Origin of the sequence: Sphaerisporangium sp. NPDC049003 (assembly GCF_043197795.1) — a bacterium.
Taxonomy (GTDB): Bacteria; Actinomycetota; Actinomycetes; order Streptosporangiales; family Streptosporangiaceae; genus Sphaerisporangium.
On sequence record NZ_JBICTU010000003.1, the window covers coordinates 152,455 to 176,838 of the forward strand.

General features: G+C 71.1%; 21 protein-coding genes. 7 read left to right on the plus strand and 14 right to left on the minus strand.

Annotated elements, in window-relative coordinates:
* Positions 1-197 precede the first annotated feature (197 nt).
* Positions 198-956, plus strand: a complete 759-nt coding sequence (gene fabG, locus ACGFIV_RS04175) for a 3-oxoacyl-ACP reductase FabG (protein WP_358556226.1) — start codon at positions 198-200, stop codon at positions 954-956.
* Between the two features lie 26 nt (positions 957-982).
* Here fabG and ACGFIV_RS04180 read toward each other — a convergent pair whose 3' ends face one another.
* From ACGFIV_RS04180 to ACGFIV_RS04230, 11 genes are all read right to left on the minus strand, one after another.
* The gene (locus ACGFIV_RS04180) at positions 983-1,723 is read right to left on the minus strand and encodes an anti-sigma factor antagonist (RefSeq protein WP_358556223.1); all 741 of its coding nucleotides are present in this window, start codon (positions 1,721-1,723) and stop codon (positions 983-985) included.
* A 288-nt stretch (positions 1,724-2,011) separates the two neighbouring features.
* Positions 2,012-2,890, minus strand: coding sequence for a carbohydrate ABC transporter permease (locus ACGFIV_RS04185; protein WP_392831778.1), 879 nt, complete (start codon positions 2,888-2,890; stop codon positions 2,012-2,014).
* Positions 2,887-3,816 carry a sugar ABC transporter permease gene (locus ACGFIV_RS04190; RefSeq protein WP_358556217.1) on the minus strand — a complete coding sequence of 310 codons (930 nt, stop codon included), beginning with the start codon at positions 3,814-3,816 and terminating at the stop codon, positions 2,887-2,889. Before ACGFIV_RS04190 ends, ACGFIV_RS04185 begins: the two co-directional genes overlap by 4 nt.
* The gene (locus tag ACGFIV_RS04195) at positions 3,798-5,183 is read right to left on the minus strand and encodes an extracellular solute-binding protein (RefSeq protein WP_358556214.1); all 1,386 of its coding nucleotides are present in this window, start codon (positions 5,181-5,183) and stop codon (positions 3,798-3,800) included. The genes ACGFIV_RS04190 and ACGFIV_RS04195 overlap by 19 nt, the downstream gene beginning before the upstream one ends.
* A 178-nt stretch (positions 5,184-5,361) precedes the next feature.
* Positions 5,362-6,372: a LacI family DNA-binding transcriptional regulator gene (locus tag ACGFIV_RS04200; protein WP_358556211.1), complete on the minus strand. Its 1,011-nt coding sequence runs from the start codon at positions 6,370-6,372 to the stop codon at positions 5,362-5,364.
* Positions 6,373-6,555: 183 nt separating this feature from the next.
* The gene (locus ACGFIV_RS04205; RefSeq protein ID WP_358556242.1) at positions 6,556-7,182 is read right to left on the minus strand and encodes a response regulator transcription factor; all 627 of its coding nucleotides are present in this window, start codon (positions 7,180-7,182) and stop codon (positions 6,556-6,558) included.
* Positions 7,183-7,195: 13 nt separating this feature from the next.
* Complete coding sequence (locus tag ACGFIV_RS04210; protein WP_358556208.1) at positions 7,196-8,449, minus strand: sensor histidine kinase; 1,254 nt, start codon at positions 8,447-8,449, stop codon at positions 7,196-7,198.
* Complete coding sequence (locus tag ACGFIV_RS04215; RefSeq protein WP_358556205.1) at positions 8,446-9,168, minus strand: ABC transporter permease; 723 nt, start codon at positions 9,166-9,168, stop codon at positions 8,446-8,448. The genes ACGFIV_RS04210 and ACGFIV_RS04215 overlap by 4 nt, the downstream gene beginning before the upstream one ends.
* Positions 9,165-9,881 carry an ABC transporter ATP-binding protein gene (locus ACGFIV_RS04220; RefSeq protein ID WP_358556202.1) on the minus strand — a complete coding sequence of 239 codons (717 nt, stop codon included), beginning with the start codon at positions 9,879-9,881 and terminating at the stop codon, positions 9,165-9,167. Before ACGFIV_RS04220 ends, ACGFIV_RS04215 begins: the two co-directional genes overlap by 4 nt.
* Before the next feature lie 341 nt (positions 9,882-10,222).
* A complete protein-coding gene (locus tag ACGFIV_RS04225) occupies positions 10,223-11,269 on the minus strand; it encodes a zinc-dependent alcohol dehydrogenase family protein (RefSeq protein ID WP_358556199.1) in 1,047 nt (348 codons plus the stop codon).
* Positions 11,270-11,352: 83 nt separating this feature from the next.
* Positions 11,353-12,747, minus strand: a complete 1,395-nt coding sequence (locus tag ACGFIV_RS04230; protein ID WP_392831788.1) for an MFS transporter — start codon at positions 12,745-12,747, stop codon at positions 11,353-11,355.
* 173 nt (positions 12,748-12,920) lie between these two features.
* Between ACGFIV_RS04230 and ACGFIV_RS04235 the strand changes: the two genes are divergently transcribed.
* From ACGFIV_RS04235 to ACGFIV_RS04245, 3 genes are all read left to right on the plus strand, one after another.
* Complete coding sequence (locus ACGFIV_RS04235; RefSeq protein WP_392831791.1) at positions 12,921-13,469, plus strand: DUF2243 domain-containing protein; 549 nt, start codon at positions 12,921-12,923, stop codon at positions 13,467-13,469.
* 2 nt (positions 13,470-13,471) lie between these two features.
* Positions 13,472-14,257 (plus strand): cytochrome c oxidase assembly protein, encoded by a 786-nt coding sequence (locus tag ACGFIV_RS04240; RefSeq protein WP_358561467.1) that lies wholly within the window; start codon positions 13,472-13,474, stop codon positions 14,255-14,257.
* 213 nt (positions 14,258-14,470) lie between these two features.
* A complete protein-coding gene (locus ACGFIV_RS04245; RefSeq protein ID WP_358561464.1) occupies positions 14,471-16,123 on the plus strand; it encodes a catalase in 1,653 nt (550 codons plus the stop codon).
* Positions 16,124-16,257: 134 nt separating this feature from the next.
* Here ACGFIV_RS04245 and ACGFIV_RS04250 read toward each other — a convergent pair whose 3' ends face one another.
* A complete protein-coding gene (locus ACGFIV_RS04250) occupies positions 16,258-16,776 on the minus strand; it encodes an Lrp/AsnC family transcriptional regulator (RefSeq protein ID WP_358561461.1) in 519 nt (172 codons plus the stop codon).
* A 154-nt stretch (positions 16,777-16,930) separates the two neighbouring features.
* Between ACGFIV_RS04250 and ACGFIV_RS04255 the strand changes: the two genes are divergently transcribed.
* From ACGFIV_RS04255 to ACGFIV_RS04265, 3 genes are all read left to right on the plus strand, one after another.
* On the plus strand, positions 16,931-19,282 hold the full coding sequence (locus ACGFIV_RS04255; RefSeq protein ID WP_392831796.1) for a pyruvate dehydrogenase: 2,352 nt from the start codon (positions 16,931-16,933) through the stop codon (positions 19,280-19,282).
* Between the two features lie 55 nt (positions 19,283-19,337).
* Entirely contained in the window at positions 19,338-19,763 is a 426-nt protein-coding gene (locus ACGFIV_RS04260) for a PH domain-containing protein (protein WP_358559745.1), read from the plus strand.
* 124 nt (positions 19,764-19,887) lie between these two features.
* On the plus strand, positions 19,888-22,548 hold the full coding sequence (locus ACGFIV_RS04265) for a glycoside hydrolase family 3 N-terminal domain-containing protein (protein ID WP_392831799.1): 2,661 nt from the start codon (positions 19,888-19,890) through the stop codon (positions 22,546-22,548).
* 187 nt (positions 22,549-22,735) lie between these two features.
* Here the strand turns inward: ACGFIV_RS04265 and ACGFIV_RS04270 are convergent, their stop codons facing one another.
* Together ACGFIV_RS04270 and ACGFIV_RS04275 are read right to left on the minus strand one after the other, a co-directional pair.
* Entirely contained in the window at positions 22,736-23,728 is a 993-nt protein-coding gene (locus ACGFIV_RS04270) for an alpha/beta hydrolase (protein ID WP_358559741.1), read from the minus strand.
* Between the two features lie 503 nt (positions 23,729-24,231).
* Positions 24,232-24,324, minus strand: coding sequence for a DUF1203 domain-containing protein (locus ACGFIV_RS04275; protein ID WP_358559739.1), 93 nt, complete (start codon positions 24,322-24,324; stop codon positions 24,232-24,234).
* Between the last annotated feature and the right edge of the window lie 60 nt (positions 24,325-24,384).

Sequence of the window (24,384 nt, forward strand, 5' to 3'; positions counted from 1 at the left end):
GGATCACGGTCGTCCGGATCACCTGAGCCCGCCGCCGGATCGCGGGCCGTCCCGCCGGTACGCCCGGCGGCCGCGGACGCTTGGATGATCTAATCTCCGGGACGACGAGCGAAGGGCGGTGCCTGGGTGGAGGGCTACGGCGGGATCGGCGATCGGGTGGCGGGTGCGCGCGATCAGGGGGACGCGGCCGCCACCGGGTGCCTCAGGTGATCGGCGGCGGGCTGGTGCCGGGCCGTACGGCCCTGGTCACCGGGGCCGGGCAGGGCATCGGGCTGGCCATCGCCCGCATCCTGCACGAGCACGGGGCCAGGGTCGTGGTGACCGATCAGGACGCCGCGCTGGCCGCGACGGCCGCCGAACGGCTCGGAGGCGGTGAGCCGGTGTCCTCGATCGGATGCGACGTCACCGACGAGGAGGCGGTCACGGCCGCCGTGGACCACGCGGTCGAACGCTTCGGCACCCTCGACATCCTGGTCAACAACGCCGGGATCACCAGGGACGCCACCCTGCGCAAGATGACGCTCGCCGACTTCGAGGCGGTCGTGGACGTCCATCTGAAAGGGACGTGGCTGGGGGTGCGGGCGGCTGCGGAGGTCATGCGCGCCGCCGGTTCCGGCTCGATCATCAATATCTCCTCCCTGTCTGGAAAGTCGGGAAATTTCGGGCAGACGAACTACAGCGCGGCCAAGGCGGGCATCATCGGGCTCACCAAGGCCGCCGCCAAGGAACTGGCCCCACGCGGAGTCCGGGTCAACGCCGTGCAGCCCGGGCTCATCCGCACGGCGATGACCGGGGCCATGCCCCCCGACGTGTTCGCCGCCAGGGAGGCCGACATCCCGATGAAGCGGGCGGGCGAGCCGCACGAGGTGGCGGGCGCCGTGCTCTTCCTCGCCTCGGACCTGTCGAGCTACATGACCGGCACGGTCCTGGAGGTCGGCGGCGGCCGCCTGATGTAGGCGCGAGCCGGTTCTTCCCGAAGCGGTCAGGGTGCCGGGGTCGCCGGGCCGGGGGGCAGGTCGTTGCCCGGGGTGGTGTCCGGCGTTTCCAGGACGGTGGGTGGGTCCTGGGCGGCCGGCGCGGTTTCCAAGGGGTCAATAGTGATGAGCGGGTCCAAAGGGGAGATCGCGCCCCCGGATGGTTCAAGGACCGAGGACGTGGCACCGGATGGTTCAAGGATGGAGGGAGTGCCCGCCGGCGCTCCCAGCGGGGAGGATGTGGTCGTTCGCGGGTCCAGGATGGAGGGAAGCGCTGCCGGGGGTTCCAATATCGAGGTGGCGGCCGGCGATTCGAGGCCGGAGGGCGCGACCGGCGGAGGATCGAGGATCGAAGGCTCCGTGAGCGGCGGTTCCATGGTGGAGGACGCCCGCCGCAGGGCCTCCTCGACGGTGTCGTAGGAGTCGAAGGCGTTGTGCAGCCCGGTGATGGTCAGCACGCGGAGCAGCGTGCCCTGCAGGCCGCTGACCATCAGGGTGTGACCGGTGTTCTGGCTGCGCCGCAGGGTGGCGATCAGCTCACTCAGGCCCACGGAGTCGCAGAAGGTGACCTCGGCAAGGTCGAGGACGATCGCGGATATGCCCGGCATGTCCCAAATGGCGCTAAGTTCGCTCCGCAGGAGCGGGGCGGCACGATAGTCCAGCTCTCCTCGAACCTGGACGACGACCGCGCTTTCCCGTACGCCGCAGGAGACGGTGAGTCCCTGTTGCGGGTCGGCTCCAAACTGCATGATCAGCTCCTTCGGCCTGCGGGTGTCAGGGCAGGCATGACTCCCTTCCTACCAGTTCCGGCGCGTGCCTAACGCCGCCCGAGCCCCCGGATACGACCTGTGACACCCGGGCCACCGGCTCCGGGACGTCCGGACCCGTGGCGGCGCGCGGCTCCATCGCTGATCCGGCCGTGGTGCCGCCGCCCTCTCGCCGCGGGGAGCCGAAACCTCGCCAGGGGAAGCCGAGACGCGAAAGTGGCCGAGGTCGCGCTCGCGGCCGATGGCGCGAGATGGACGAGCAGCCGGACCTCAGTCCTTGACGGCGCCCGCGAGCCCGGTGACGAAGTACCTCTGAAGCGCGAGGAACAGCAGGATCACCGGGACGACGATGATGAGCGACCCGGCCATGATCTCGTTGTACTGCGGCACGTTGCCCGAGGCCAGCGATTCGAGAGCCAGTGGAAGGGTGTACTGGGCGTCGTCGTTGAGCGACACCCGCGTCAGCACGTACTCGTTCCAGGTCGGGACGGCGCTGAGCACGGCGACGGTGATCAGCGTCGGGCGGCTCAGCGGGAGGTACACCCGCCAGAAGATGCGCGCCTCGCCCGCACCGTCGACGCGGGCGGCGTCGCGGAGCTCCCCCGGGATGGCGCGGAAGGCGTTCGTCAGCATGAGCACCGTCAGCGGCGCCATCCCGTTGACGAACGGCAGGACGAGCCCGAGGTGGCTGCCGAGGACGCCGAGCCTGTCCTCAAGGATCACCACGGGGAGCAGCACGGTGATCCCGGGCACGAACAGCAGGGCCACGAAGAACCAGAAGAGGAAGCGGCGCCCGGGGAAGTCCAGCACGGCGAAGGCGTACGAGGCGAGGCTGTAGATCGCGAGCACGCCGAGCACGGTCAGCCCGGTGACCTTCAGGCAGTTCACGAAGTAGTCGAGGAAGTGCAGTCTGCTCCAGGTCTGCAGGAGCGTGTCCCAGGTTGGCCGGTCCGGTATGAGATGGCCACCGGCGAGGATCTCGGTGCGGTCCTTGAACGCCCCGGAGGCCATCCAGAGGAAGGGATAGAGGCTGACGGCCGCGTAGAGCGCCAGCGCGAGGTAGGCGACGGCCCTGACGACGCCCGTGCGCCGTGCCGGGCCCGAGCGTCCGTACGCGGCATGACGGCGGGACGCGGCGGAAGCGGTCACCGGTTGCTCCTCAGCATGCGGCCGTTGGCGAGAGTCAGCACCAGGGCGGCGATGAAGATCATCCACCCGAGCGCGCTGGCCAGCCCCAGCGTGGGCGACAGGCCCTTGAAGAAGGCCAGGTGGTACGCCTGGAGTCCCACAACGTCGGTGTGCCCGGCGGGACCGCCGTCGGTCATGACGCGGAAGATCTGGAACCCCTGCAGGGAGTCGCGCAGCCCGAGCAGCAGGATCGCCGTGGTGATCGGCCGCAGCAGGGGCCACACGATGTGCCGTACGGTCCGCACGCTTCCCGCGCCGTCGATATGCGCGGCCTCCAGGATGCTCGGGTTGATCGACTGAAGTCCGGCGAGGTAGAGGAGCATCGCCACCGGCACGGCGCCCCAGACCATGATCACAATAAGCGTGGGGAGGGCGGTCGAGGGATCGGCGAGGAAGCCCTGCGGCCGGGACAGGCCGCCGAGGCCGAGCGAGCGCAGCAGGAAGTTGATCGGCCCGTCCGGTTCCAGCACGTACCGCCAGGCGTAGTAGACGGCGATTCCCGAGGTCACGTACGGAAGGAAGAAGACCGACCGCAGCGGGCCTCGCAGCCGGCGTACGGAGTTGAGCAGCACGGCGAGCGGCAGCGCGATGGCCACCGTGCCCACCGGTACGGCGATCATGACGGCCAGCGTGTTGAGCGCCGCCCGGTGCAGGTCGGGTGCCAGGGTCGGGTCCCGGAAGAGCAGGTCGGCGTAGTTGCGGAGGCCGACCCATTCCCAGGTGGGGGTGAAGCCGTTCCACTTGGCGAAGCTCAGCGAGACGCCGTAGCCGATGGTGTAGAGCCCCATCAGCAGGAACAGCGCGACGGCGGGCGCCACGAACGCGTACCCGGCGAGCCACCGCCGCCACCGCGCCCGCCCAGGGCCGGCTACGAGGCGGCCTTCCACATGGCGGCGATCACCGCGTCCAGCTGGGCTCCCGTGGCGGCGGGGTCGGCCTCCTTGAGCGGCGACAGCTTCACCAGGGGCGGGCCGACCTTCGCCTCGTCGTACCCCGGCGGGCGGAAGGAGCCGTCCGCGGCGTCGTACGTGCTCTCGGGCGGGCCCGTGAAGTACTTCTGCAACGCGGCCAGATCGGGGCCGAGGAGCTTCTCGGCGTCCGCGCCGAGGTCGGTGGCCGGCAGGTCGAGCGAGGACGTCGCGAAGATGGCAGCGCCCTTCGCCGAGGTGAGGAAGTCCACCCACTTGGCGGCGGCGTCGTGGTTCTCGCTCGTCGAGGTGATGGAGAGGCCGGTCAGCGCGAGCGCCGCCAGGCGCAGGTCGCCGATCTTCCCTCCGCTCGGCGGCGGGATCGGGAAGCTGAGCACGTCCGAGGGCTTCATGCCGTTCTGCGCGAGGAAGGCCAGGGTGAACGTGCCGCCCACGTCGAACGCCGACCTCCCCTGCGCGAACGCGACGTCCGCCTCGTCGATGCCCAGCGCGGTGGCGCCCGGGATCCAGTACGGGGTCAGCTCGCCGTACAGCGAGAGGGTCTTGACCCCGTCGGGCGAGGCGAACCCCTGGGTCGTGCCCTTGCCGAACATGGCGTGGTAGCGGTCCTTGCCCATATACGCGTACGCGAGCTGCGCGTAGATCCAGTTGAAGCCGGTCTGGCTCACCTTCAGCCCGAGGGACAGACCGCCCTGCTTGGGGTCGGCCTTGGTGGTGGCCCGCAAGTAGCCGACGAAGTCCTCCCAGGTCTTGGGAGGGGCGCTCGGATCGAGCCCGGCCGCGGCCATCTTCTTCCGGTTGCCGTAGACGATGCCGAACGTGCCCGCCGTGAAGGGGACGCTGAACAGGCTGCCCACCTTGGCGGGCCTGAGCTCCACCACCTGCCGCTGCCGCTCGGCGGTCACCAGGCCGGTCTCCCGGGTGCTCGGCAGGAAGCGGTCGAGCGAGGCGGCGGGGAAGTCGCCGGTCAGGTCCGCGAGGAGCCCCGAGCCGCCGATGCGGAAGTCCTCGCCGCCCGCGTGCACTTCGAGGACGTCGGGGAGGTCCTTGGTCTGCGCCGCGCTCTGGATCTTGGCCGTGAACGCGTCGTCCGGCGTGATGGCCTCGACCTTGACGGCGACGCCGGTCTGCCGGGTGAACTCCGCGGCGGCCTTCTCCAGCGCGGCCACGTGCGTGCGCTTGAACGTCCACATGCGCAGGGACGTCCCGCCGGATCCGGAAGCGCCGTCGCCGCCCGAGCCGGAGCACGCGGCCGAGCCGAGGGCCAGGAGCAGGGCGGTGACGGTCGCCGCCGCCTTCCGATGGAGGGGTCTCGGCCATGCCATGGGAACCTCCGGTTCCGGCGCGCGCGGCAGCGTTCGCCGTGCCCCGTCCGGCGGCGGAACCGCAGGACATGGGCTAGCAAATCGTTAAGACTGACCATGAAAATACGCCTGGGACAATCGATGTCAATGGGGCGTCCACATCCCGGGTCACAGAATGTGAAATCGCCCGGTGAGCTACCTAGGCGGACTGGCGGCGTACGAGCCGGGCAGGGACGATCGTCTCGCTGGGCGGGCCGGTCATCGTGCCGGAGAGCCGGTCGAGGAGGACCCGGCCGCACTCCTGCCCTATCTTCCTCGCGGGGTTGGCCATGGTCGTGAGCCGCGGCGAGACCAGCGTCGCCGCCTCGATGTCGTCGAACCCCATGATGGCGAGGTCGCCGGGCACGTCCAGGCGGCTCCGGCGGGCCGCGTCCAGCGCGCCGATGGCCATGACGTCGTTGGCGCAGATCACGGCGCGCGGCGGCCGCGGCAGGCCGAGCAGCCGCAGGGTGCCCGCCATGCCTCCCGCGCGGCTGAACCGCGTGTGCACGATCAGGTCGGGGTCCGGCGTGATGCCCCGCTCGGCGAGCGCGCCGAGGTAGCCGGCCACCCGCTCGGCCGCGGGGCCCTGGGCGTCCGGGCCGCAGACGAACCCGACGCGCCCGTAGCCTCGGTCGAGCAGGTAGCGGGTGGCCTCGGCGGCCCCGCCCTCGTCGTCGCTGTGCACGAGGTCCACACCGTGCTGGACGAGCCGGCCGCCGAGGCGTACCACCGGGATGCCGAGGTCGCTGGCGGGCAGCAGGTCCTCGGCATGCGTGTGGAAGACCGCGAAGGCGATGCCGTCGACCTGCCGGGCGATCATCTGCTCCAGGGCCGACCGCTCCAGATCGCGGTCGCCGTCGGTGTTGGCGATGATCTCGTGGTAGCCCGACGGCCCGAGGATGTCCTGCAGCCCGCGCGCGAGCATGGGATAGAACGGGTTGGTGATGTCCGGGATGATCAGCCCGATCGCCTGGCTCCTGCTGGTGCGCAAGCCCCGTGCCAGCACGTTCGGGCGGTAGCCGAGCTCCTCGATGGCGTCGAGCACGCGCTTGCGGGTCGCCTCCGAGACCGGCCGCCGCCCGTTGAGCGTGTGTGAGACGGTCGTCGCGCTCACGCCCGCGAGCTCCGCGACCCTGCCGATGCTGGGCCGATGGCCGCCTGAGGGCACCAGAGACCTCCTTCACCGGCCTCCTGGCAGGCCGGCGGTGCGGACGGTGACCGTGTCACCGGAGGGACGGCTCTCGCCGCTTCCCCGCCGGGGCCCGGCTTCGCCGCAGCCGGAGTCACCCCGGGATCGTACCTCGCGGACGTGGGATCGCCCCCGCATGGTAGGCGAGACCGGGCGGCCGGATCAGGTGTCGGCGGCGGGTTTGAGCAGACCGGTCTCGTACGCCGCCGCGACCGCGGCCGCGCGGTCGTTCACCTCCAGCTTGGCGAAGATGTGCAGCAGATGCGTCTTCACCGTCGCCTCGGTGATGAACAGTTTCGCCGCGACCTCACGATTGGTCGCGCCACGGGCGATGAGCCCGAGCACCTCGAACTCCCGCCGGCTCAACGTCCGCTGTTCAGGAGCGTGTGCCCTGTTCGTCATCACGCCGGCCACGGACGGAGACAGCACCGTCTCGCCCCGGGCCGCCGCCTGTACGGCCCGGCGCAGATCGGCGCGTGGGGTGTCCTTGAGCAGATAGCCGGTCGCGCCCTGCTCGATTGCGGGCAGGACGTCGGCGTCGTCGTCGAAGGTGGTCAGGACCAGCACGTGGATGCCCGGCTTCTGCTCGCGTAGCCGGCGGATGAGCTCCGCGCCGCTCATCTTCGGCATGCGCAGGTCCATGAGCACGACATCGGGGTCGGCACGCATGGCCACGACGAGTGCTTCCGGCCCGTCGGCCGCCTCGCCGACGACCTCGAAGTCATCGTCGCCGGTGAAGATCCCGAGAAGCCCATCGCGGACGACGGGATGGTCATCCACGATGATCATACGAATCGGCACGTCACAATGGCTTTCTGGAGTGGTCGGACGATCCCGGGTCTTCCGAGCCGCTGGGGATGGCCGGAACGGTGGCGGAGATCCCCGTCCCCTGCCCAGGGGCCGTCTCGATGGCGAAGTTCCCGGCCAGCCGGGTGACGCGCTGGCGCATCGCGATGAGGCCGAAGCCCCCCGCGTCTGAGGAGCGCGCCGCCTCAGGGGTGAAGCCGGAGCCGTCGTCACGCACGTCCAGGGCCACCACATCCTCCATGTACGACAGGGTGAGGGCGACCCGGGTGGCGGAGGCGTGCTTGCCGACGTTGGCCAGCGCCTCCTGCGCCACCCGCAGCAAGGTGATCTCCACCTCCACGTGCAGCGGCCGAGGGTCGCCGGTGGCCGACACGGAGGCGGCCACACCCGTGTCCCGCGACCATCTCGCCGCGATGTCGTGAAGGGCGGCTGGGAGCTGGGCCTCGTCCAGCGGCGCCGGACGCAGTGCCTGGACCGATCGGCGGGCTTCGCCCAGGCTCTCCCTGGCCAGGGCGCGCACCGTGTTCAGGCGCGAGCGGGCGGCGGTCGAGTCGTCGATCACCGTGTCGGCGGCCTCAAGCTGGGTGAGGATGGCGGTCAGGCTCTGGGCGATGGTGTCGTGGATCTCCCTGGCCATCCGCTGCCGCTCCCCGAGCACGCCGGCCTCACGAGCGCTGGTCAGTAGCCGGGCCTGCAGGCTCGCGTTCTCCTCCGCGAGCGCGGCAAGCTTGGCGCCGGTCACCCGCAACTGCGTGATCATGACCTTGCGCTGCTCGTTCTGGTCGGAGACGGCCTGGATGGAAAGCCCGGCCGTGGAGGCGACCAGCACGGCGACGAGGAAGGAGAACAGCATCTCGCCCGGCGCCCGCCCGGGCTCGGCGGGAGCGGTGACCAGCACGGCCGCCGTGGCGGCCACCCCCGCGTACGCCCACCGCCCGGGCAGCAGGGTGAAGGCCTGGATGAAGGCTCCCACCCCCGTCACCATGAACAGCGTGTCGGTCCTGACCAGCGCCCCGATGACGGCCAGCATCACGACGAAGTAGATGATCACTACGATGGGCCGCTCGATCCGGCCGGGGTGCGACGTGACCAGGAACCAGTGCCAGGCCCCGGCGAGCGACGCCAGGGCCAGCACCTCCGGCCTCCAGTCGCGCAGCAGGGAGAAGACCGCCGGCAGCAGGACGAACACGTACGGCAGAGCGGGCCAGGCGCGGTCCCAGCGCGAGACGCCGGTGTCGGCGGTGATCACCACCGGAACGCTTTGACGGCGACGCCACCGGCGATGACGAATGTCACTGCCATGACGATCATGGTAGCCGGGGAGATCGCGTTGCCCTCCCAGCCGTCGCGGAACGCCTGGACCACCGGAGCCATGGGGGTCAGGTCGCCGATGGCACGCATCGAGCCGGGTGCGATCTCGCGGGGGATCATGGTGCCGGAGACGAAGACCATCGGAAAGAAGACGCTCAGCCCGATCACCGTCGCACCTCGTCCGGTGGGCACGAGCGCTCCGATGAGCAGGCCGATGGCGCCGAGGCTCAGCGCGCCGAGCACCCACGCCAGCAGGACGCCCGCCGCGTCGGACGGTGCCGCCAGCCCGAAGAGGGCCAGACCGAGGGCGATCAACAGCGCCGTCCCGGCCACAGCCAGCAGCATGTGAGCGGCCCACTGGGCGGCGAGCAGCATGATGGGCGAGGCGGGGGTCGCGCGCAGCCGCTTCAGAATCCGCCGTTCTCTGTACTGGGCGAGCGTGGACGGGAGGATGACCAGCGCGGCCAGACCGATGACGAAGGTGCTCAGCATCGGCACCATGGCGTCGATGACAGGCAGCCCGCCCGGCAGGGGTTTGCCGGTGCGCATCTTGACCCACAGTATGACCGCGGGGAAGGCCAGGGCGAAGAACGCCGACATCGGATCACGCATGATCAGTCTGAGCTCGGCCGTGATGGCGCGCGTGACGCCTTTCATGCCATTTCCCTTCCGGTGAGGGCGAGGTACGCGCCGTCCAGCGAACCGGATCGCCCCTTCGCGATCAGTTCGGGTGGGCTGCCCTCGGCGATGACACGGCCCCGGTCGACGATCGCGATGCGGTCGCACAGCGCCTCGGCCTCGTCCATGAAGTGGGTGACCAGCACGACGGTGACCCCACGCTCGCGCATGGCGCGGATCAGGTCCCAGGTGGTGCGGCGGGCGGCGGGGTCCAGGCCCGTGGTCAGCTCGTCGAGGAAGACGACCTCCGGGTTGCCGACCAGGGCGAGCGCGATGAACAGCCGCTGCTTCCATCCGCCGGACAGGCTCGCGAAGCCGGCGCGCCGCTTGTCCGTCAGCCCCCAATCGTCCATGAGCTCCCGCTGGTCGGCGGGCTTGTCGTAGAAGGAGGCGTACATCCGTAACGCCTCACCGACCTTGATCGCGTCGGGCAGGGCCGCCTCCTGCAACTGCACACCGATGCGCTGCAGCAGTCTGCGCCGGTCGCTCTGCGGGTCCAGGCCCAGCACCCGCAGGGTGCCGCCGTCTCGCCGCCGCGACCCCGACGCGCACTCCACGACCGTCGTCTTCCCCGCCCCGTTCGGGCCGGCGATTCCGAAGATCTCGCCTCGCTCCACTTTCAGGGAGACGCCGTCGACCGCCTTGGCACCCCGGTAGCTCTTCGTCAGGTCGTCGATCTCGATGACTGTCATGTTCTGAGGATCACTTGCCGGCGGCGGTCCAGATATCCACCGAACGGTTGATGGGGTCGCTACCGCGCGCGGCGGTCGGCGCGGCGGGCCAGGGCGACGACGGCGCCCGCGCAGAGGAGGAGCGCCACGGCGCCGCCCGGCACGAGGGTCGTGGCGCTCGTACCGGCAGGCAGGGGCGCGGGCCAGTCACCGCGAGGAAGGTCGAGGCCCCTGAACTGGGGGAGCCCGGCGCTGCATCCGCGATGTGGTCGAAAACGAGATCAACGCATGTGTACCGCCCCCGGGACGGCCCACGGTCGGGCTACGGGTGCTACGGGCGGCCAGAGGTGCCCACGGGCGGTCTACGGAAGACCGGGGAGGATCATCGTCACCCCGGGGGTGCCCATGGTCCCCATGGCGGCCAGGGCCTCCGGGACCTCGCCGAGGCCGATCGTGCGGGTGATGAGCAGCTCCGGCCGCAGCGTCCCGCTGGCGATCATCGCGAGCATGGGCGGGTACGCGTGCGCGGCCATGCCGTGGCTGCCGACGATCTCCAGTTCGAGCGAGATGACCCGGTCCATCGGGATGGCCGGATGCCCGGCGACCCGGGGCAGCAGGCCGACCTGTACGTGCCGTCCGCGCCGCCGCAGGCTCTCGATGGCGGCGCCGCAGGTGGCGGCGCTGCCGAGCGCGTCGACGGTGAGATGGGCGCCCCCGCCGGTGATCTCCCGGACGCGCTCGGACCCGTCCGCGGTCTCCACGAAGACGGTTTCCGCGGCACCGAAGCGCGCCGCCAGTTCGAGCGCGGTGGGGGAGACGTCGACGGCGACCACCCGGGCGCCGCTCGCGGCGGCGATCATCACCGCCGACAGGCCGACGCCGCCGCACCCGTACACCGCCACCCACTTGCCGGCCGCCACCCGCCCTTGGGAGACGACCGCGCGGAAGGCGGTGGAGAAGCGGCACCCGAGGCTCGCGGCGGTCGGGAAGGACATGGAGCCGGGCAGGCGGACGAGGTTGACGTCGGCGTGCTCGATGGCGACGTACTCGGCGAACGAGCCCCAGTGTGTGAACCCGGGCTGGGTCTGGTTCTCGCAGACCTGCGCGTCGCCGGCCGCGCATGCCGGGCACCGCCCGCAGGCGCAGATGAAGGGGGTGGTCACCCGGTCGCCGGGACGCCACCGCGTCACGTCGCCGCCGACCGCCTCGACGACGCCGGCCAGCTCATGCCCCGGCACATGCGGAAATTTCCGGATATCGGGGTCGTGGCCCATCCAGCCGTGCCAGTCGCTCCGGCACAGTCCCGACGCCTCCACCCGGATCACGGCACCCGCGCGCGGCGGCTCAGGATCGGCCACCTGGCGGACCTCCGGCTGCTCGCCGAACCCGTCGTACCGCACCGCGCGCACCGGCTTCTCCGTCCACCCGACTCCGCCACCGAACGGGACGATTGTCTTCTACCGGACATCCAACCGCAGACCGGGCCCAGCGGTCAGGCGGCCTCGCCCGCGAGGGTCTCCGGGTGGGGGCGGCGGATAGGGGTCAGCAGCCCGGCCATCGCGATCAGGAGGCAGGCGATGCCGATGACCAGGCACGTGGCCGTGACGCCGTACCGCGCCGCACCGGCGGTCAGCAGGGCCGCGCCGACCGGGCCGAGGGCCGAGTGCAGGGTCCAGAACGCCGAGGTGACCCGGCCGAGCAGACGGTCGGGGGTCACCTCCTGCCGCAGGGACATGGAGCAGATGCCGGCGACGCCCGTACAGAACAGCAGGATCGTGGCGAGCGCCGCGACCACCGGCACACCCGTGGCGAGCCCGAGGACCGCGACCGCCACACCCGCTGTCGCGTACGCGCCGATCCAGCAGAGCCCGAAGCCCAGGCGCCTGCGGGCCGGGGCGACCACCACGGCGGCGGCGAGCGTCCCCACGGTCGCGAACGCCAGCACGTACCCCACGCTGCCGTCGGGCTGCCCGAGGTCGTGCTTGAGGTAGTAGACGAGGATGTCAGGCAGGCCGAACGTGAGGAACGTCAGCATCGACAGCAGCACGGTGAGGGACCGCAGCACCGGGTGCGCCCACAGGAACCGGGCACCGGCCGCGAACTCCCGCAAGGCGGCTCGCCGCCCGGAGACCCCCTCGCCCTCCCGCCGCGCCCCCTCGCCGCCCGGAGACGCGCCCGGAGCTGCGCCCGGAGACGCGCCCGGAGCTGCGCCCGGAGCTGCGCCCGGAGACGAGCCCGGAGCGCCGCCCGGAGCGGCGTCGGCGTCCTGAGCGTCGGCTGAAGCGGCGTCTGGGGAGGCGGCCGGGCGGAGCCGGAGCAGGGAGATGCCGAGCGCCGAGAGGGCGAAGCTGCCCGCGTCGATCGCGATCGCCGCCGCCGGTCCCCACAGGCCCGACAGGACGCCCGCGAGCATCGGGCCCCCGACGCTCGCCACCGCGTACGTGCCGTACAGGTGGCCGTTGGCCTTGGTGATCTGGCCGGGCGCCACCAGGCGCGGCACGACCGCGACGTACGCGACCTGGAACAGCATCGAGAAGACGCCCGCGAGCGGCACGACGACGTAGAGCACCCACGTCTGCGGGGAGATCCACCAGGCGAGCGGTATCACCGCGTAGAGAAGGCACCGCGCGACGTCGCACACCAGCAGCAGGGCGCGGCGGTCGACCCGGTCGGTGACGACCCCGGCGAAGATCCCCGTGACGGTCGAGGCGGCCCCGGCGAGCGCGGTGACGACGCCCATCTGGACGACCGAGCCCGTCACGTGCAGGACGAGCAGCGGGAGCGCTACATAGGAGATCGAGTCACCGACGCTGGAGAGGGTCTGCGCGCTCATGAAGACGACGAAGTCGCGGTTCCTCCACAGGGACGGAACGCTCTCCCCGGTCATCCGTCTCCTCCGCGTCGGCCCCCGCGACGACCTTCTCGCGGAGCAGGCCGGTGGAGCAAGACCGCGTTCACTTCTGGCGTGATCACGCTCCGCGCAAGCAGATGATCAAGCCCGGCTTACGCGCCGCCACGCGGGGGGAGGTGACGGACTGGTGATCGCTCCGGGAGGGGGCCATGATGGCGATCGGTTCTGCCGGCGGGGCCGGTGCGGGGCGGGATCTCATGCTGCCGGGCATCGTCCTCGGCGTGGGACTCGGCGGGTTCGTCGACGGGATCCTGCTCCACCAGGTGCTCCAGTGGCATCACATGCTGAGCAGCACCGACAGCGACCACATCGGCGTGCGGTACTACTCGCCCCACACGGTCGGCGGGCTGGAGATGAACACGATGTGGGACGGCTTCTTCCACGTGTTCACCTGGCTCGCGGTGCTCGCGGGCCTCGGCCTGCTGTACTCGCGGGTCACCCACTCGCGCGGCCGGGTCTGGAGATCCCGCGTGCTGTGGGGGTGGGGCCTGGTCGGGTGGGGGCTGTTCAACCTCGTCGAGGGGACCGTGGACCACCACATCCTGGCCATCCACCACGTGCGCACCGACGCGTACCAGACCTGGTGGGACATCGGGTTCCTCGTCCTCGGCGCCCTGCTGGTCGCGGGCGGCGTGCTGCTGAGCCGGGGCGGCACGGTCGTCGACCTGTGCCGGGACCGCTCCGCGCACCAGGCCTGACCATGCACACGCACGAGGCGCACGGCCAGGGAGCCGCCCTCCCCGTCGTAGCCGTCCTGCTCGCGGGCTGTTACGCCGTGCTGGCGGCCCGGCGGCGCGGGGAGTCCAGGGGCTGGAGCCACTGGCGGACGGCGAGCTTCGCCGCCGGCGCGCTGCTCCTGGCGGCGGGGTCGCTGCCGCCGCCGGCCCCGTTCGCCGAGCACGACTTCCGCTGGCACATGCTCCAGCATCTCCTGCTCGGCATGCTGGCGCCGCTCGGCCTGGTCCTCGGCGCCCCGGTGACGCTGGTGCTGCGATCGGCCTCCCCTCGTCAGCGGCGTGCCCTCGCGGCGGTGCTGCGAAGCAGTGCCCTCCACGCCGCCGCGGACCCGTGGGTCGCGCTGGCGCTCAGCGTGGGCGGGCTCGCGGCCTTGTACCTGACCCCGCTGTACCGGGTGACGGCGGGCCATCCGATGCTCCACCACCTGGTCCACGCGCACTTCCTGCTCGCGGGGTGCCTGTTCGCCTGGGTCGTCGCCGGGCCCGACCCGGCGCCGCGCCGCCCCTCGGTGCCGCGCCGGCTGGTCGTGCTCGGCGTCGCGGTCGCGGTGCACGCCACGCTGTCCCAGCTCATGTACGCCGGGATCCTGGTCGACATCCCGGCGCCCACCGCCCAGCTACGGGGCGGCGCCGAGATCATGTACTACGGAGGGGACGTCGCCGAGCTGCTGCTGGCCTTCGCGATGGTCAGCACCTGGCGCCCGGCCCGGCGCGGGCGCGTGGCGTCCCCGCCCGCCTACGCCCCCTGAGCGCCGGTCAGTCCTCGTCGTCGTCCGGGAGCGGGTCAGGGAAGGGTGATCGGGCCGTCGCGAGCTGGTGTTCCAGCGACGACGAGGTGCTGGAAGCGTCGGTGCTGTGACGGTCGTCACCACACCCGTTCTTGACTGAAGCACGGGCTTCGGTGGGGGTGAAAGCGGATAGGGGTTCACGACCGTGACCGTCAGAGGGAGGGAGCCGTCGTCATGACGGACGTGTCGAGCACCGGACCGGAGCCCAGCGACGAGCGACCGGTGCTGACGAACCGGCAGGGCCATCCGATCTACGACAACCAGAACCAGCGGACGGTCGGCGCCCGAGGTCCCGCGACGCTGGAGAACTACCAGTTCCTGGAGAAGATCAGCCACTTCGACCGGGAGCGTATCCCCGAGCGTGTCGTGCACGCGCGCGGCATCACCACATACGGGTTCTTCGAGGCGACCGGCTACCTGGGTGACGAGCCGATCAGCCGCTACACCCGTGCCGCGCCGTTCCGCGAGAAGGGCAAGCGCACCGACGTGGCCGTCCGGTTCTCCACGGTGATCGGCGGAAGGGACTCCTCGGAGTCCGCCCGCGACCCGCGCGGTTTCGCCGTGAAGTTCTACACCGAGGACGGCAACTGGGACCTCGTCGGCAACAACCTCGCGGTGTTCTTCATCAGGGACGCCATCAAGTTCCCCGATGTGATCCACTCGCTCAAGCCGGACCCCGTGACGTTCCACCAGGAACCGAAACGGATCTTCGACTTCATGTCGCAGACGCCGGAGAGCATGCACATGATTATCAACCTGTTCAGCCCCCGGGGCATCCCGTCGGACTACCGCCATATGCAGGGGTTCGGCGTCAACACCTACAAGTGGGTGAACCAGCGCGGGGAGACCCACCTGGTGAAGTACCACTGGATCCCCAAGCAGGGCGTCAGGAGCATGACCGCCGCCGACGCGGCCACCGTCCAGGGACGCGACCTCGGGCACGCCACCAAGGACCTCCAGGACGCGATCGACCGCGGCGACTACCCGGAGTGGGAGCTGCGGGTGCAGATCATGACCGACGACGAGCACCCGGAGCTGGAGTTCGACCCGCTGGACGACACTAAGGTGTGGCCCGAGGACCGGTTCCCGGCGCTGCCCGTCGGGCGGATGGTCCTGAACGGCAACGTCGCCAACATCTTCGCCGAGAACGAGCAGATCTCGTTCGGCACCGGCGTGCTGATCGACGGGCTGGACTTCTCCGACGACAAGATGCTCGTCGGGCGGACGTTCTCCTACAGCGACACCCAGCGCCACCGGGTGGGCCCGAACTACCTGCAGCTACCGGTGAACCGGGCCAAGCACGCCGAGGTCCGCACGAACCAGCGCGACGGGCAGATGACCTACCACGTCGACGGCCAGGGCGAGAACCCGCACGTCAACTACGAGCCCTCCATCACCGGCGGGCTGCGCGAGGGGCGGTACCCCGCGCACGACGAGCAGGGCCCGGTCATCGGGGGGCGGCTGACGCGCAAGCGCATCCCGCGGACCAACGACTACGAGCAGGCGGGCCAGCGCTACCTGCTGATGGAGGAGTGGGAACGCGACGACCTGGTGCTGAACTTCACCACCATGATCGCCGAGTGTGACCGCGCGGTGCAGGAGCGCATGGTCTGGCACTTCCTCATGGCAGAGGACGACCTCGGGCTCCGCGTGGGCGCGGGTCTCGGCATCGGCCCCGAGGACGTCGCGCACCTGGCGCCGCTGCCGGGCCAGGACCTGACCGAAGAGGACAAGAAGAGGCTCTCCAGCCTCGGGAAGAACGGTCCTCGCGACGTGACGGGGCTGACGATGACCCACTGCGTCCACAACGAGAGGTTCGTCCCCTAGCTCGAATCCGGCGTCCCCTGACGCCGGGGCGGCCCGGCGGTGCCCTGCCCCGAGAGGGCCCACAAACCGGCCTTCGGTAGCCGGCCACCGCCGCGCGGGGAATCGGCCTTCAGGGCCGTCGCCGGCCGGGCGGCTTATGTGCGTGTGGCCGGGGCGTTCGTTTGGCCCTCGTCGCCCGAGGCGGTGCGGTGCAGCAGGGGGGTGACCCGGTGGCCGACCAGCGTGCGCATCGCCAGGGCGGTGGTGGTGCGCTCCACGCCGGGGGTGGCGAGGATCCGGCCGGCGACCCGGTAGAGGTCGTCGGCGTCCTTGGCGGCGACCCTCACCAACAGGTCGGCATCCCCTCCGCTGATGCCGAGGACCTCGATGACCTCGGGGATGCCGGCGAGACCGTCCGACACCGCCGCGAGCCTGTGCTGGTCGACCCGCACGGTGATGTACGCCGTCAGGGGGTATCCGAGTACCTCGGGATCGAGACTCCGCTCGAAGGCCGCCAGCACTCCGCGCTCCTCCAGCTTGGCGAGCCTGGCCTGTACCGTGTTGCGCGACAGGCCCACCTGCTCCGCCAGCGCGAGCACGGTGGCCCGCGGGCTCTCGATGAGTGCGAGGAGCAGCCGTGCGTCGACCCGGTCGAGCGTTCCCGAGCTGCGCATACTGCCTCACCTTCCTGGGGTTGCCCCTATAAAACCGTGCATGAAGCTTACTTAATCGGGGTGCTCTTGCGCATACCCGACGTCGTTGGTCAGCATGGCTCAGCAAAGTGCTCAACGGAGCGACGGCTGGCGTCTGCTGGAGAGGCAAGTATCGATGAACCACATGGACCTCGTGGCCTCCTCCGCTCCGGCCGCTCCGGCTGACGACCTCGACGTTCTCCGCGAGATCGAGCAGCGGGTGCTCTGGCTGTCGACCGCGATGGTCGACCACGCCAACCGCGTGCGCCCGAACCCGACGGGGCTCAAGGTCGGCGGGCACCAGGCGTCGAGCGCGTCCATCGTGTCGATCATGACATCGCTGTGGTTCGAGTGTCTCACCGCCGACGACCGGGTGTCGGTGAAGCCTCACGCGTCGCCGGTGCTGCACGCCATCAACTACCTGCTGGGCGAGCTCGACGCGTCGTACCTCACCACGTTGCGCCAGTTGGGCGGACTGCAGAGCTACCCGAGCCGCACCAAGGACCCCGACCCGGCCGACTACTCCACCGGCTCGGTGGGCATCGGGGCGACCGCGCCGATCTGGGGCGCGCTGGCCCGCCGCTACGTCGAGACGCACTTCGGCGGGGCGGGCACCGGACGGCAGTACTCGCTCCTCGGCGACGCGGAGCTCGACGAGGGCGCCTGCTGGGAGGCCGTCCTCGACCCGCAGGTGGCCGAGCTGGGCGAGGTCGTGTGGGTCGTCGACTTCAACCGCCAGTCCCTCGACAGGGTGGTGCCCAACATGGGCGGCACGCGGCTGCAGGGCATGTTCGCCGCCGCCGGCTGGCAGGTCCTGACGGTGAAGTACGGCGGGCTGCTGGAGGACCTGTTCGCGCGGCCGGGCGGCGAGGCGCTCCGCGCCCGCGTCGACGGCATGTCGAACCCCGAGTACCAGCGGCTGCTCCGCTGCGACGCCACCGAGCTGCGGGCCCGCCTCACGGGTACGTACGCCTCCGTCCCCGGCGCGGACCCCGGAGCCATCGCCGGGCTGCTCGCCGGCGTGGACGACACGACGCTCCACGCCGCCATCCGCAACCTCGGCGGGCACGACCTGTCCGCCCTGCGCGAGGCGTTCGCGGCCATCGACGACACCCGCCCGACCGTGATCTTCGCGTACACGGTCAAGGGATACGGGCTGGCGAGCGAGGGGCACCCGCAGAACCACTCCTCCCTGCTGACCACCGACCAGCTCCACGCGCTCGCGGCACGGGTCGGCGCCGACCCCGCGCGGCCGTGGACGCCGTTCCCCGAGGGGAGCGCCGCCGCGCTGCGCTGCGCGGACACCGCCTGGAGGCTGCGCAGGACGCCGCCACCGCCGCAGGCCGTCCCGGACGTGCCCGAGGACTTCGGGCGCACGCCGCACGGCACCGCGACGACGCAGGCCGCGCTCGGGCGCACGCTGTTCGACCTCACCCGCCAGGCGCCCGGCGCCGGGGCCCGGGTGGTCACCGTCAGCCCGGACGTCAGCTCAAGCACCAACCTCGGCGGCTGGCTCAACAAGGTCGGCGTCTGGGCCACCGACGAGCGCAGGAACTGGTTCGACGACGACACCGAGACCATCCTGCACTGGCGCGAGCGGCCCACCGGGCAGCACATCGAGCTCGGGATCGCCGAGACCAACCTCGTGGGACTGCTCGGCGAGCTCGGGGCCACCTGGTCCCGCTGGGGCCAGCCGCTGCTGCCGATCGGCGTGGTGTACGACCCGTTCGTGGAGCGCGCTCTCGAACCCTGGTCCTTCGGCATCTACGCCGGAGGGCAGTCCATCCTGGTGGGCACGCCGTCCGGGGTCAGCCTCGGACCGGAGGGCGGCGCGCACCAGTCCATCAAGACGCCGTCCATCGGCATCGAGCAGCCCGGCTGCACCGCCTACGAGCCCGCGTTCGCGCTCGACCTGGAGTGGTGCCTGCTGGCGTCCCTCGCGCGGCTCGGCAGGCCGGACGGGCGTTCGGCGTACCTGCGCCTGTCGACCCGGCCCGTGGACCAGACCCTCGCGAACGTCCCGGCCGACCCGGCCGCCCGTGGGCTGCGGCGGCGCCAGGTCGTCGCCGGCGCCTACCCCCTCAGGCGCCACGAGAGTCCCGTCGTCACCATCGCGGCGATGGGGGCGGTGGTGACCGAGGCGCTCGCCGCCGCGGCCCGCCTCGGCGAGCTGGGCGTCGGAGCGGACGTCGTCTGCCTGACGAGCCCCGGGCTGGTCTTCGAGGCCGTCAGGAGCCGCGGCGGCCACGGTGACGCGCCCACCTGGATCCTCGACAGCGTCTTCCCCGCGCGGCGCGCGACCCCGATCGTCACCGTCGCCGACGGCCACCCCCACACGCTGGCCTTCCTCGCGGGCGTCCACCAGGTGCCGGGCACGCACCTCGGGGTCTCGGAGTTCGGCCAGTCGGGAGGCCTCGACGACGTGTACCGCTACCACGGGCTCGACACCGACAGCATCGTCGCGGCGGCGCTGGACCTCGTCGACTGAGCGGAGGACGAAAGCCGGGTACGCCTGTGAGCCGTGTGGGCGATAGCGTGCGTGCATGACGGGCATATCCCGGCAGGCGCGGCAGTGGCGGATCCGGCGCGAGTTCACCGCCGCCAAGTCGGCGGCGGCCATCGCGTTCGGCGTCGTCGCGGTCGTCGTCTCCGGTGACACACGGGGCATGCTTCTCTGCGCGGCCGCCGCCGTGCTCCTCGGCGGGTTCGCCGCACGCGACCTGATCGCCCCCGTACGGCTGGCCGCCGACACCGAAGGGGTCACGGTCGTGACCGGGCTCGCGCGCCGCGAGCGGGTGCCCTGGTCGGAGGTGGCCTACATCCGGGTCGCACAGAACGCCCGGTACGGCCTGCGGTGGGACCTGCTGGAGATCGAGACCGCCGAGACGCTGCACCTGTTCTCCTCGCACGAGCTGGGAGCGTCGTGCATTGACGCGGCGGACGAGCTCTTCCGGCTCAGGTCGGGCTGAGCGTGCCCATCTGAGAGAGCGCTCTATTGAGGTATTGACTCGGGGCTCTCACAGGGTCAAGATCTGCGAAGTGCGGCTGCGGGGGGCCGCGCGATCCTCGCCGTGCCTCAAGAACGGACGCTCCATGACCAGACCCCCTGTCCGATCAGGTGCTCGCCGCGGCGCGTTGGCGGTGATGGCCGGCCTGGCGATCCTGGCAACCGGCGCCACCGGCATCCCGAGCGCGGGCGCCGACACCGCCAAGGGCGTACGGCAGCCGGTGATCGGTAAGCCCGCCACGGACCACGGCTGCGCCCGCATCGAGAAGAGCCTGCCCACGCTCGCCGACTGGCCGAAGGTCAAGAGCGACATCAAGCAGAACCCCGCCGACGAGAAGCGGGTGGCGAAGATCGTCGCCGGCATGACCCTGGCCGAGAAGGTCGGGCAGATGACGCAGCCCGAGATCTCCGCCGTCACTCCGGCCGAGGTCGCGCAGTACGGCATCGGCTCGGTGCTCAACGGCGGCGGCTCCTGGCCGGGCGGCGACAAGCACGCCACGCCGAAGGCCTGGCTCGACCTCGCCGACGCCTACTGGCAGGCCTCCACGGGCACGCGGACGAAGATCCCGGTCATCTGGGGGATCGACGCCGTCCACGGCAACAACAACGTCTACGGCGCGACGCTCTTCCCGCACAACATCGGCCTCGGCGCGGCCCACGACCCCTGCCTCGTCCGCGACATCGGAGCCGCGACCGCAACGCAGATCCGCGCCACCGGCCAGGACTGGGCCTTCGCCCCCACGCTCGCCGTCGTACGCGACGACCGGTGGGGCCGCACGTACGAGGGCTTCTCCGAGGACCCCCGCATCACCCGCGCCTACGGGTACGAGGCCGTCAGGGGCCTGCAGGGCGGCGACTCGCGCGGCATCGGCGGCAAGGGCGTCATCGCGACCGCCAAGCACTTCATGGGCGACGGCGGCACCCTCAAGGGAACCGACCAGGGGGTCAACCCCTCCTCCGAGGGCGAGATGATCAACATCCACGGCCAGGGCTACTATGGCGCGCTCGCGGCCGGCGCCCAGACCGTCATGGCGTCGTTCAACAGCTGGACCAACGCCGACCTCGGCATCGACGAGGGCAAGCTGCACGGCAGCAAGCGCGCGCTCACCGACATCCTCAAGCAGAAGATGGGCTTCGACGGCGTCGTGGTCTCCGACTGGAACGGCATCGGCCAGGTCGCCGGGTGCACCAACTCCAGCTGCGCGCGGGCGATCAACGCGGGCATCGACGTCGTGATGGTGCCGAACGACTGGAAGGCGTTCATCGCCAACACCATCGCCCAGGTGCGTGCCGGTGAGATCCCGATGGCGCGCGTCGACGACGCCGTGACACGCATTCTGCGGGTCAAGCTGCGCGCCGGGGTGTTCGACGCGCGCAGGCCCTCGGCCCGCTACAAGGCCGGATCGGCCGACGCGCTCCAGGCCAGGCAGCTCGCGCGCGAGGCCGTCCGCGAGTCGCAGGTCCTGCTCAAGAACAACGGCAGGGTGCTGCCGCTCGCCCCCCGTTCCAAGGTGCTCGTGGTCGGCAAGAGCGCCGACAGCATGCAGAACCAGACCGGCGGGTGGACCCTTACCTGGCAGGGCACCGGCAACACCAACGCCGACTTCCCCAACGGCACGACGATCCTCGGCGGGCTGCGCGAGGCGCTCGGCACGTCCAACGTCACCTTCAGTGAGACCGCCGACGGCGTCGACCCGGCCGCGTACGACGCGGTCATCGCGGTCATCGGCGAGACGCCGTACGCCGAGGGGGTCGGCGACCTCGGGCGCCGCACGCTGGAGGCGGCCAAGCTCTACCCCGGCGACCTCGCGGTCCTGGACAAGGTGCGCGGCAAGGGCGCGCCCGTGGTCACCGTGTACGTCACCGGCCGCCCGCTCTACGTCAACAAGGAGCTCAACCGCTCGGACGCGTTCGTCGTGGCGTGGCTCCCCGGCACGGAAGGCGGCGGCGTCGCCGACCAGCTCGTACGGACCTCCCACCGGAGCGAGGGCTACACCGGCAAGCTGTCGTACTCCTGGCCGAAGAGCGCGTGCCAGACCCCGCTCAACCCCGGCGGCGAGGGCTACGACCCGCTCTTCCCGCTCGGCTACGGCCTGCGGTACGGCCAGACCGGATCGGTCGGCACGCTCGACGAGGCCTCGCCGGAGTTCGCCTGCGGCTCCACGGGCGGCGGCGGCACCGCGACCGAGGACCTGGAGCTCTTCAACCGTACGGACGTCGCGCCGTACAAGAGCTTCATCGGCTCCGCCGAGAACTGGGGAGGCACCGAGATCGGCGTCGACGGGACCGCCGCGCACGCCGAGATCAGCGTCGTGCCCTCGGACGTCAACGTGCAGGCGGACGGCCTCAAGGCCACCTGGAACGGCACCGGGCCCGCGCAGATCTACATGCAGGACCCCGCGGGCGGCAGCGACCTGCGCGGCTACCTCAACGCCGACGCCGCGCTGGTCTTCGACACGATCGTCCACCAGGCTCCCGCGGCGAGGACGGTGATCAGCGCCCACTGCGTCTACCCGTGCTTCGCCGAGGTGGTGGCGACCTCGCTGTTCCAGAACCTGCCGGCCGGGAGCAAGGCCACCGTCAAGATCCCGGTGTCCTGCTTCGCCTCGAACCTGGACTTCGAGAACGTCAACACGCCGTTCCTCGTCTACACCGACGGCGCCTTCTCCGCGTCCTTCGCCAATGTCCGGTGGTCCCCGAACGCCGCCAAGGACCCCGACGCCCGCAAGTGCTCCGACCTGACATGAGCCGGCTTGCCACAGGCGGACCGGCGTAGGCCGTTCCGCAGAGTGCCACGGAAAGGGCATGCCCTTTCCGTGGCACTCTCAGCGTCGGCGGGGCGATGAGAAAGCCCCTATCAACCGGTTACTATTTCTCTGCTGTAAGTGCACAGCTATCCAGGTGACAGTGGCCTATGCATCACGCGGTGTGCCCTCAACGGGCGGCGACGACCCCCTGGACGATCTCGTGGACGGCACCGAGGACCAGTTCAGGCTGGGCGTGCTGCACGTAGTGCTCTGTGGTGGCCGCGACCACCAGGCGCCCGCGGGTCGAAAGCGCGGCAAGGAGCCTGGCCTGCTCGGTGACGGCCGTCGGCTGGCCTCCCGCGGAGATGACCACGACCGGCAGGTCCCCCCACGCTCGCGGACGGACCGTCGCGCGGACCTGGGCGGCGCTCTCCACCGACGTCCAGGCCTCGGAGCGGGCCGCCGCCATGCTCCTGGCACCGTAGACGACGACGGCGTGGGCGCGGGCCGCCCCGGTGGCCTCGGGCGGTAGGAGCGCGTCGCCCCACAGCCTGAGCAGGCCGAGGCGGGCGATGAGCTGGCCGGCGGTGAACTGGACGGCCAGAAGAGGCCGGGAGATCCGCAGCGCTGAGACGGCCGTCTCGTCCGTGACGTCGATCAGGACCAGCCCCGCGGTCAGACTCCGCCATCGGTCGGCGAAGACACGTACGATGTTCCCGCCATAGGAGTGTGCGACGAGGACGTACGGCCCCGCCTCCCCTGCGGCGGCCAGCAGCGTGTGCAGATCCTCGGCAGCGTGCTCGGCCGTAGGCGGCAACGGGCCGTCCTCGCTCCAGGCGTATCCGGCCCGGTCGTAGGCGCACACCCGGTTGCCGGCGGAGAGCCGCCGCTGGATCACCTCCCAGCTCGCGCTCGACTCCGCCAGCCCCGCCTCCAGCACCACGGTGGGAGCGCCTGTCCCGGTGCAGTACAGGTGCAGGCGATGGCCACCCACGTCAATCAGCCGTCCAGGCGGCCTGTGGTGGGCGGCGTCGCCCCGCTGGGCGTTCGTCTCATAGACGAATCCCACGCCCGCCGCCAGCACGAGCAGGGCCGCGCCCCAGGTGGTGATCCGCAGCAGCAAACGCCACACCCGGCGCCGTCTGCCGGGCCGCGCCACCTTCATGTCTTCATCTGTCACACCATGAATCTAGGGAAGCGACCCGCGCCGCCCCTCCTCCGCACAGCCGAACCCGTTGTGCCACTGGCACCTCAACCGTGGCAGCCCCCTCCTCCCTCAGAAGGAGCGGGCACGGGCCCTGTGGGCGGCCTGGCGGCCTGGCGGCACGGCGAGCCGCGCGTCCGGTGCGCCGGTCCGCCCGGTCAGGTGGTTGTGCGGACGGCGGCCACCGCTTCGATTTCGATGAGGATGTCGGGGTGGAAGAGGCATGCTACCTGGACGAGGGAGCTGGTGGGCGGGCGGTTCAGGTTGACGAACCCGTCTCTGGGACGCGGGCGACGTGGCTGTACCCGTTGGTCGCGGGCAGCGTCGGTGGAGTGCTGAACTCGACGCTTTCATGGTCGGCATCATCCCACCGCCCGCCCCGGCCCGGCGTCCGGCGGTGGGATCATGCGGCGGAGGTGACCTGGTACCTGTGACCTGCGTCGTCAGGAAAGGGCTCGGTGGACTTCGATGTGCGGGGGTCAGGCGCGGTGTACCTCGAACAGGAAACAGCCGAACTCCACCGCCCGCACATGTACCAGCGCCACGTCGGGGTCCGCGAACTGCTGAGCCAAGATGGGGGGGTGACGATGCGGGGCGGACGCCCGGCATCGTCGCGGACGCGCAGCTCGGCG

Excerpts from the sequence above, each read along its gene's own strand:
- ACGFIV_RS04235 (WP_392831791.1), top strand. The coding sequence starts at position 12,921 with ATGATGGCGATCGGTTCTGCCGGCGGGGCCGGTGCGGGGCGGGATCTC.
- ACGFIV_RS04180 (WP_358556223.1), bottom strand. The coding sequence starts at position 1,723 with ATGCAGTTTGGAGCCGACCCGCAACAGGGACTCACCGTCTCCTGCGGC.
- ACGFIV_RS04240 (WP_358561467.1), top strand. The coding sequence starts at position 13,472 with ATGCACACGCACGAGGCGCACGGCCAGGGAGCCGCCCTCCCCGTCGTA.
- ACGFIV_RS04220 (WP_358556202.1), bottom strand. The coding sequence starts at position 9,881 with ATGACAGTCATCGAGATCGACGACCTGACGAAGAGCTACCGGGGTGCC.
- ACGFIV_RS04260 (WP_358559745.1), top strand. The coding sequence starts at position 19,338 with ATGACGGGCATATCCCGGCAGGCGCGGCAGTGGCGGATCCGGCGCGAG.
- ACGFIV_RS04250 (WP_358561461.1), bottom strand. The coding sequence starts at position 16,776 with ATGCGCAGCTCGGGAACGCTCGACCGGGTCGACGCACGGCTGCTCCTC.
- ACGFIV_RS04215 (WP_358556205.1), bottom strand. The coding sequence starts at position 9,168 with ATGAAAGGCGTCACGCGCGCCATCACGGCCGAGCTCAGACTGATCATG.
- ACGFIV_RS04245 (WP_358561464.1), top strand. The coding sequence starts at position 14,471 with ATGACGGACGTGTCGAGCACCGGACCGGAGCCCAGCGACGAGCGACCG.
- ACGFIV_RS04230 (WP_392831788.1), bottom strand. The coding sequence starts at position 12,747 with ATGACCGGGGAGAGCGTTCCGTCCCTGTGGAGGAACCGCGACTTCGTC.
- ACGFIV_RS04195 (WP_358556214.1), bottom strand. The coding sequence starts at position 5,183 with ATGGCATGGCCGAGACCCCTCCATCGGAAGGCGGCGGCGACCGTCACC.
- ACGFIV_RS04265 (WP_392831799.1), top strand. The coding sequence starts at position 19,888 with ATGACCAGACCCCCTGTCCGATCAGGTGCTCGCCGCGGCGCGTTGGCG.
- ACGFIV_RS04255 (WP_392831796.1), top strand. The coding sequence starts at position 16,931 with ATGAACCACATGGACCTCGTGGCCTCCTCCGCTCCGGCCGCTCCGGCT.
- ACGFIV_RS04205 (WP_358556242.1), bottom strand. The coding sequence starts at position 7,182 with ATGATCATCGTGGATGACCATCCCGTCGTCCGCGATGGGCTTCTCGGG.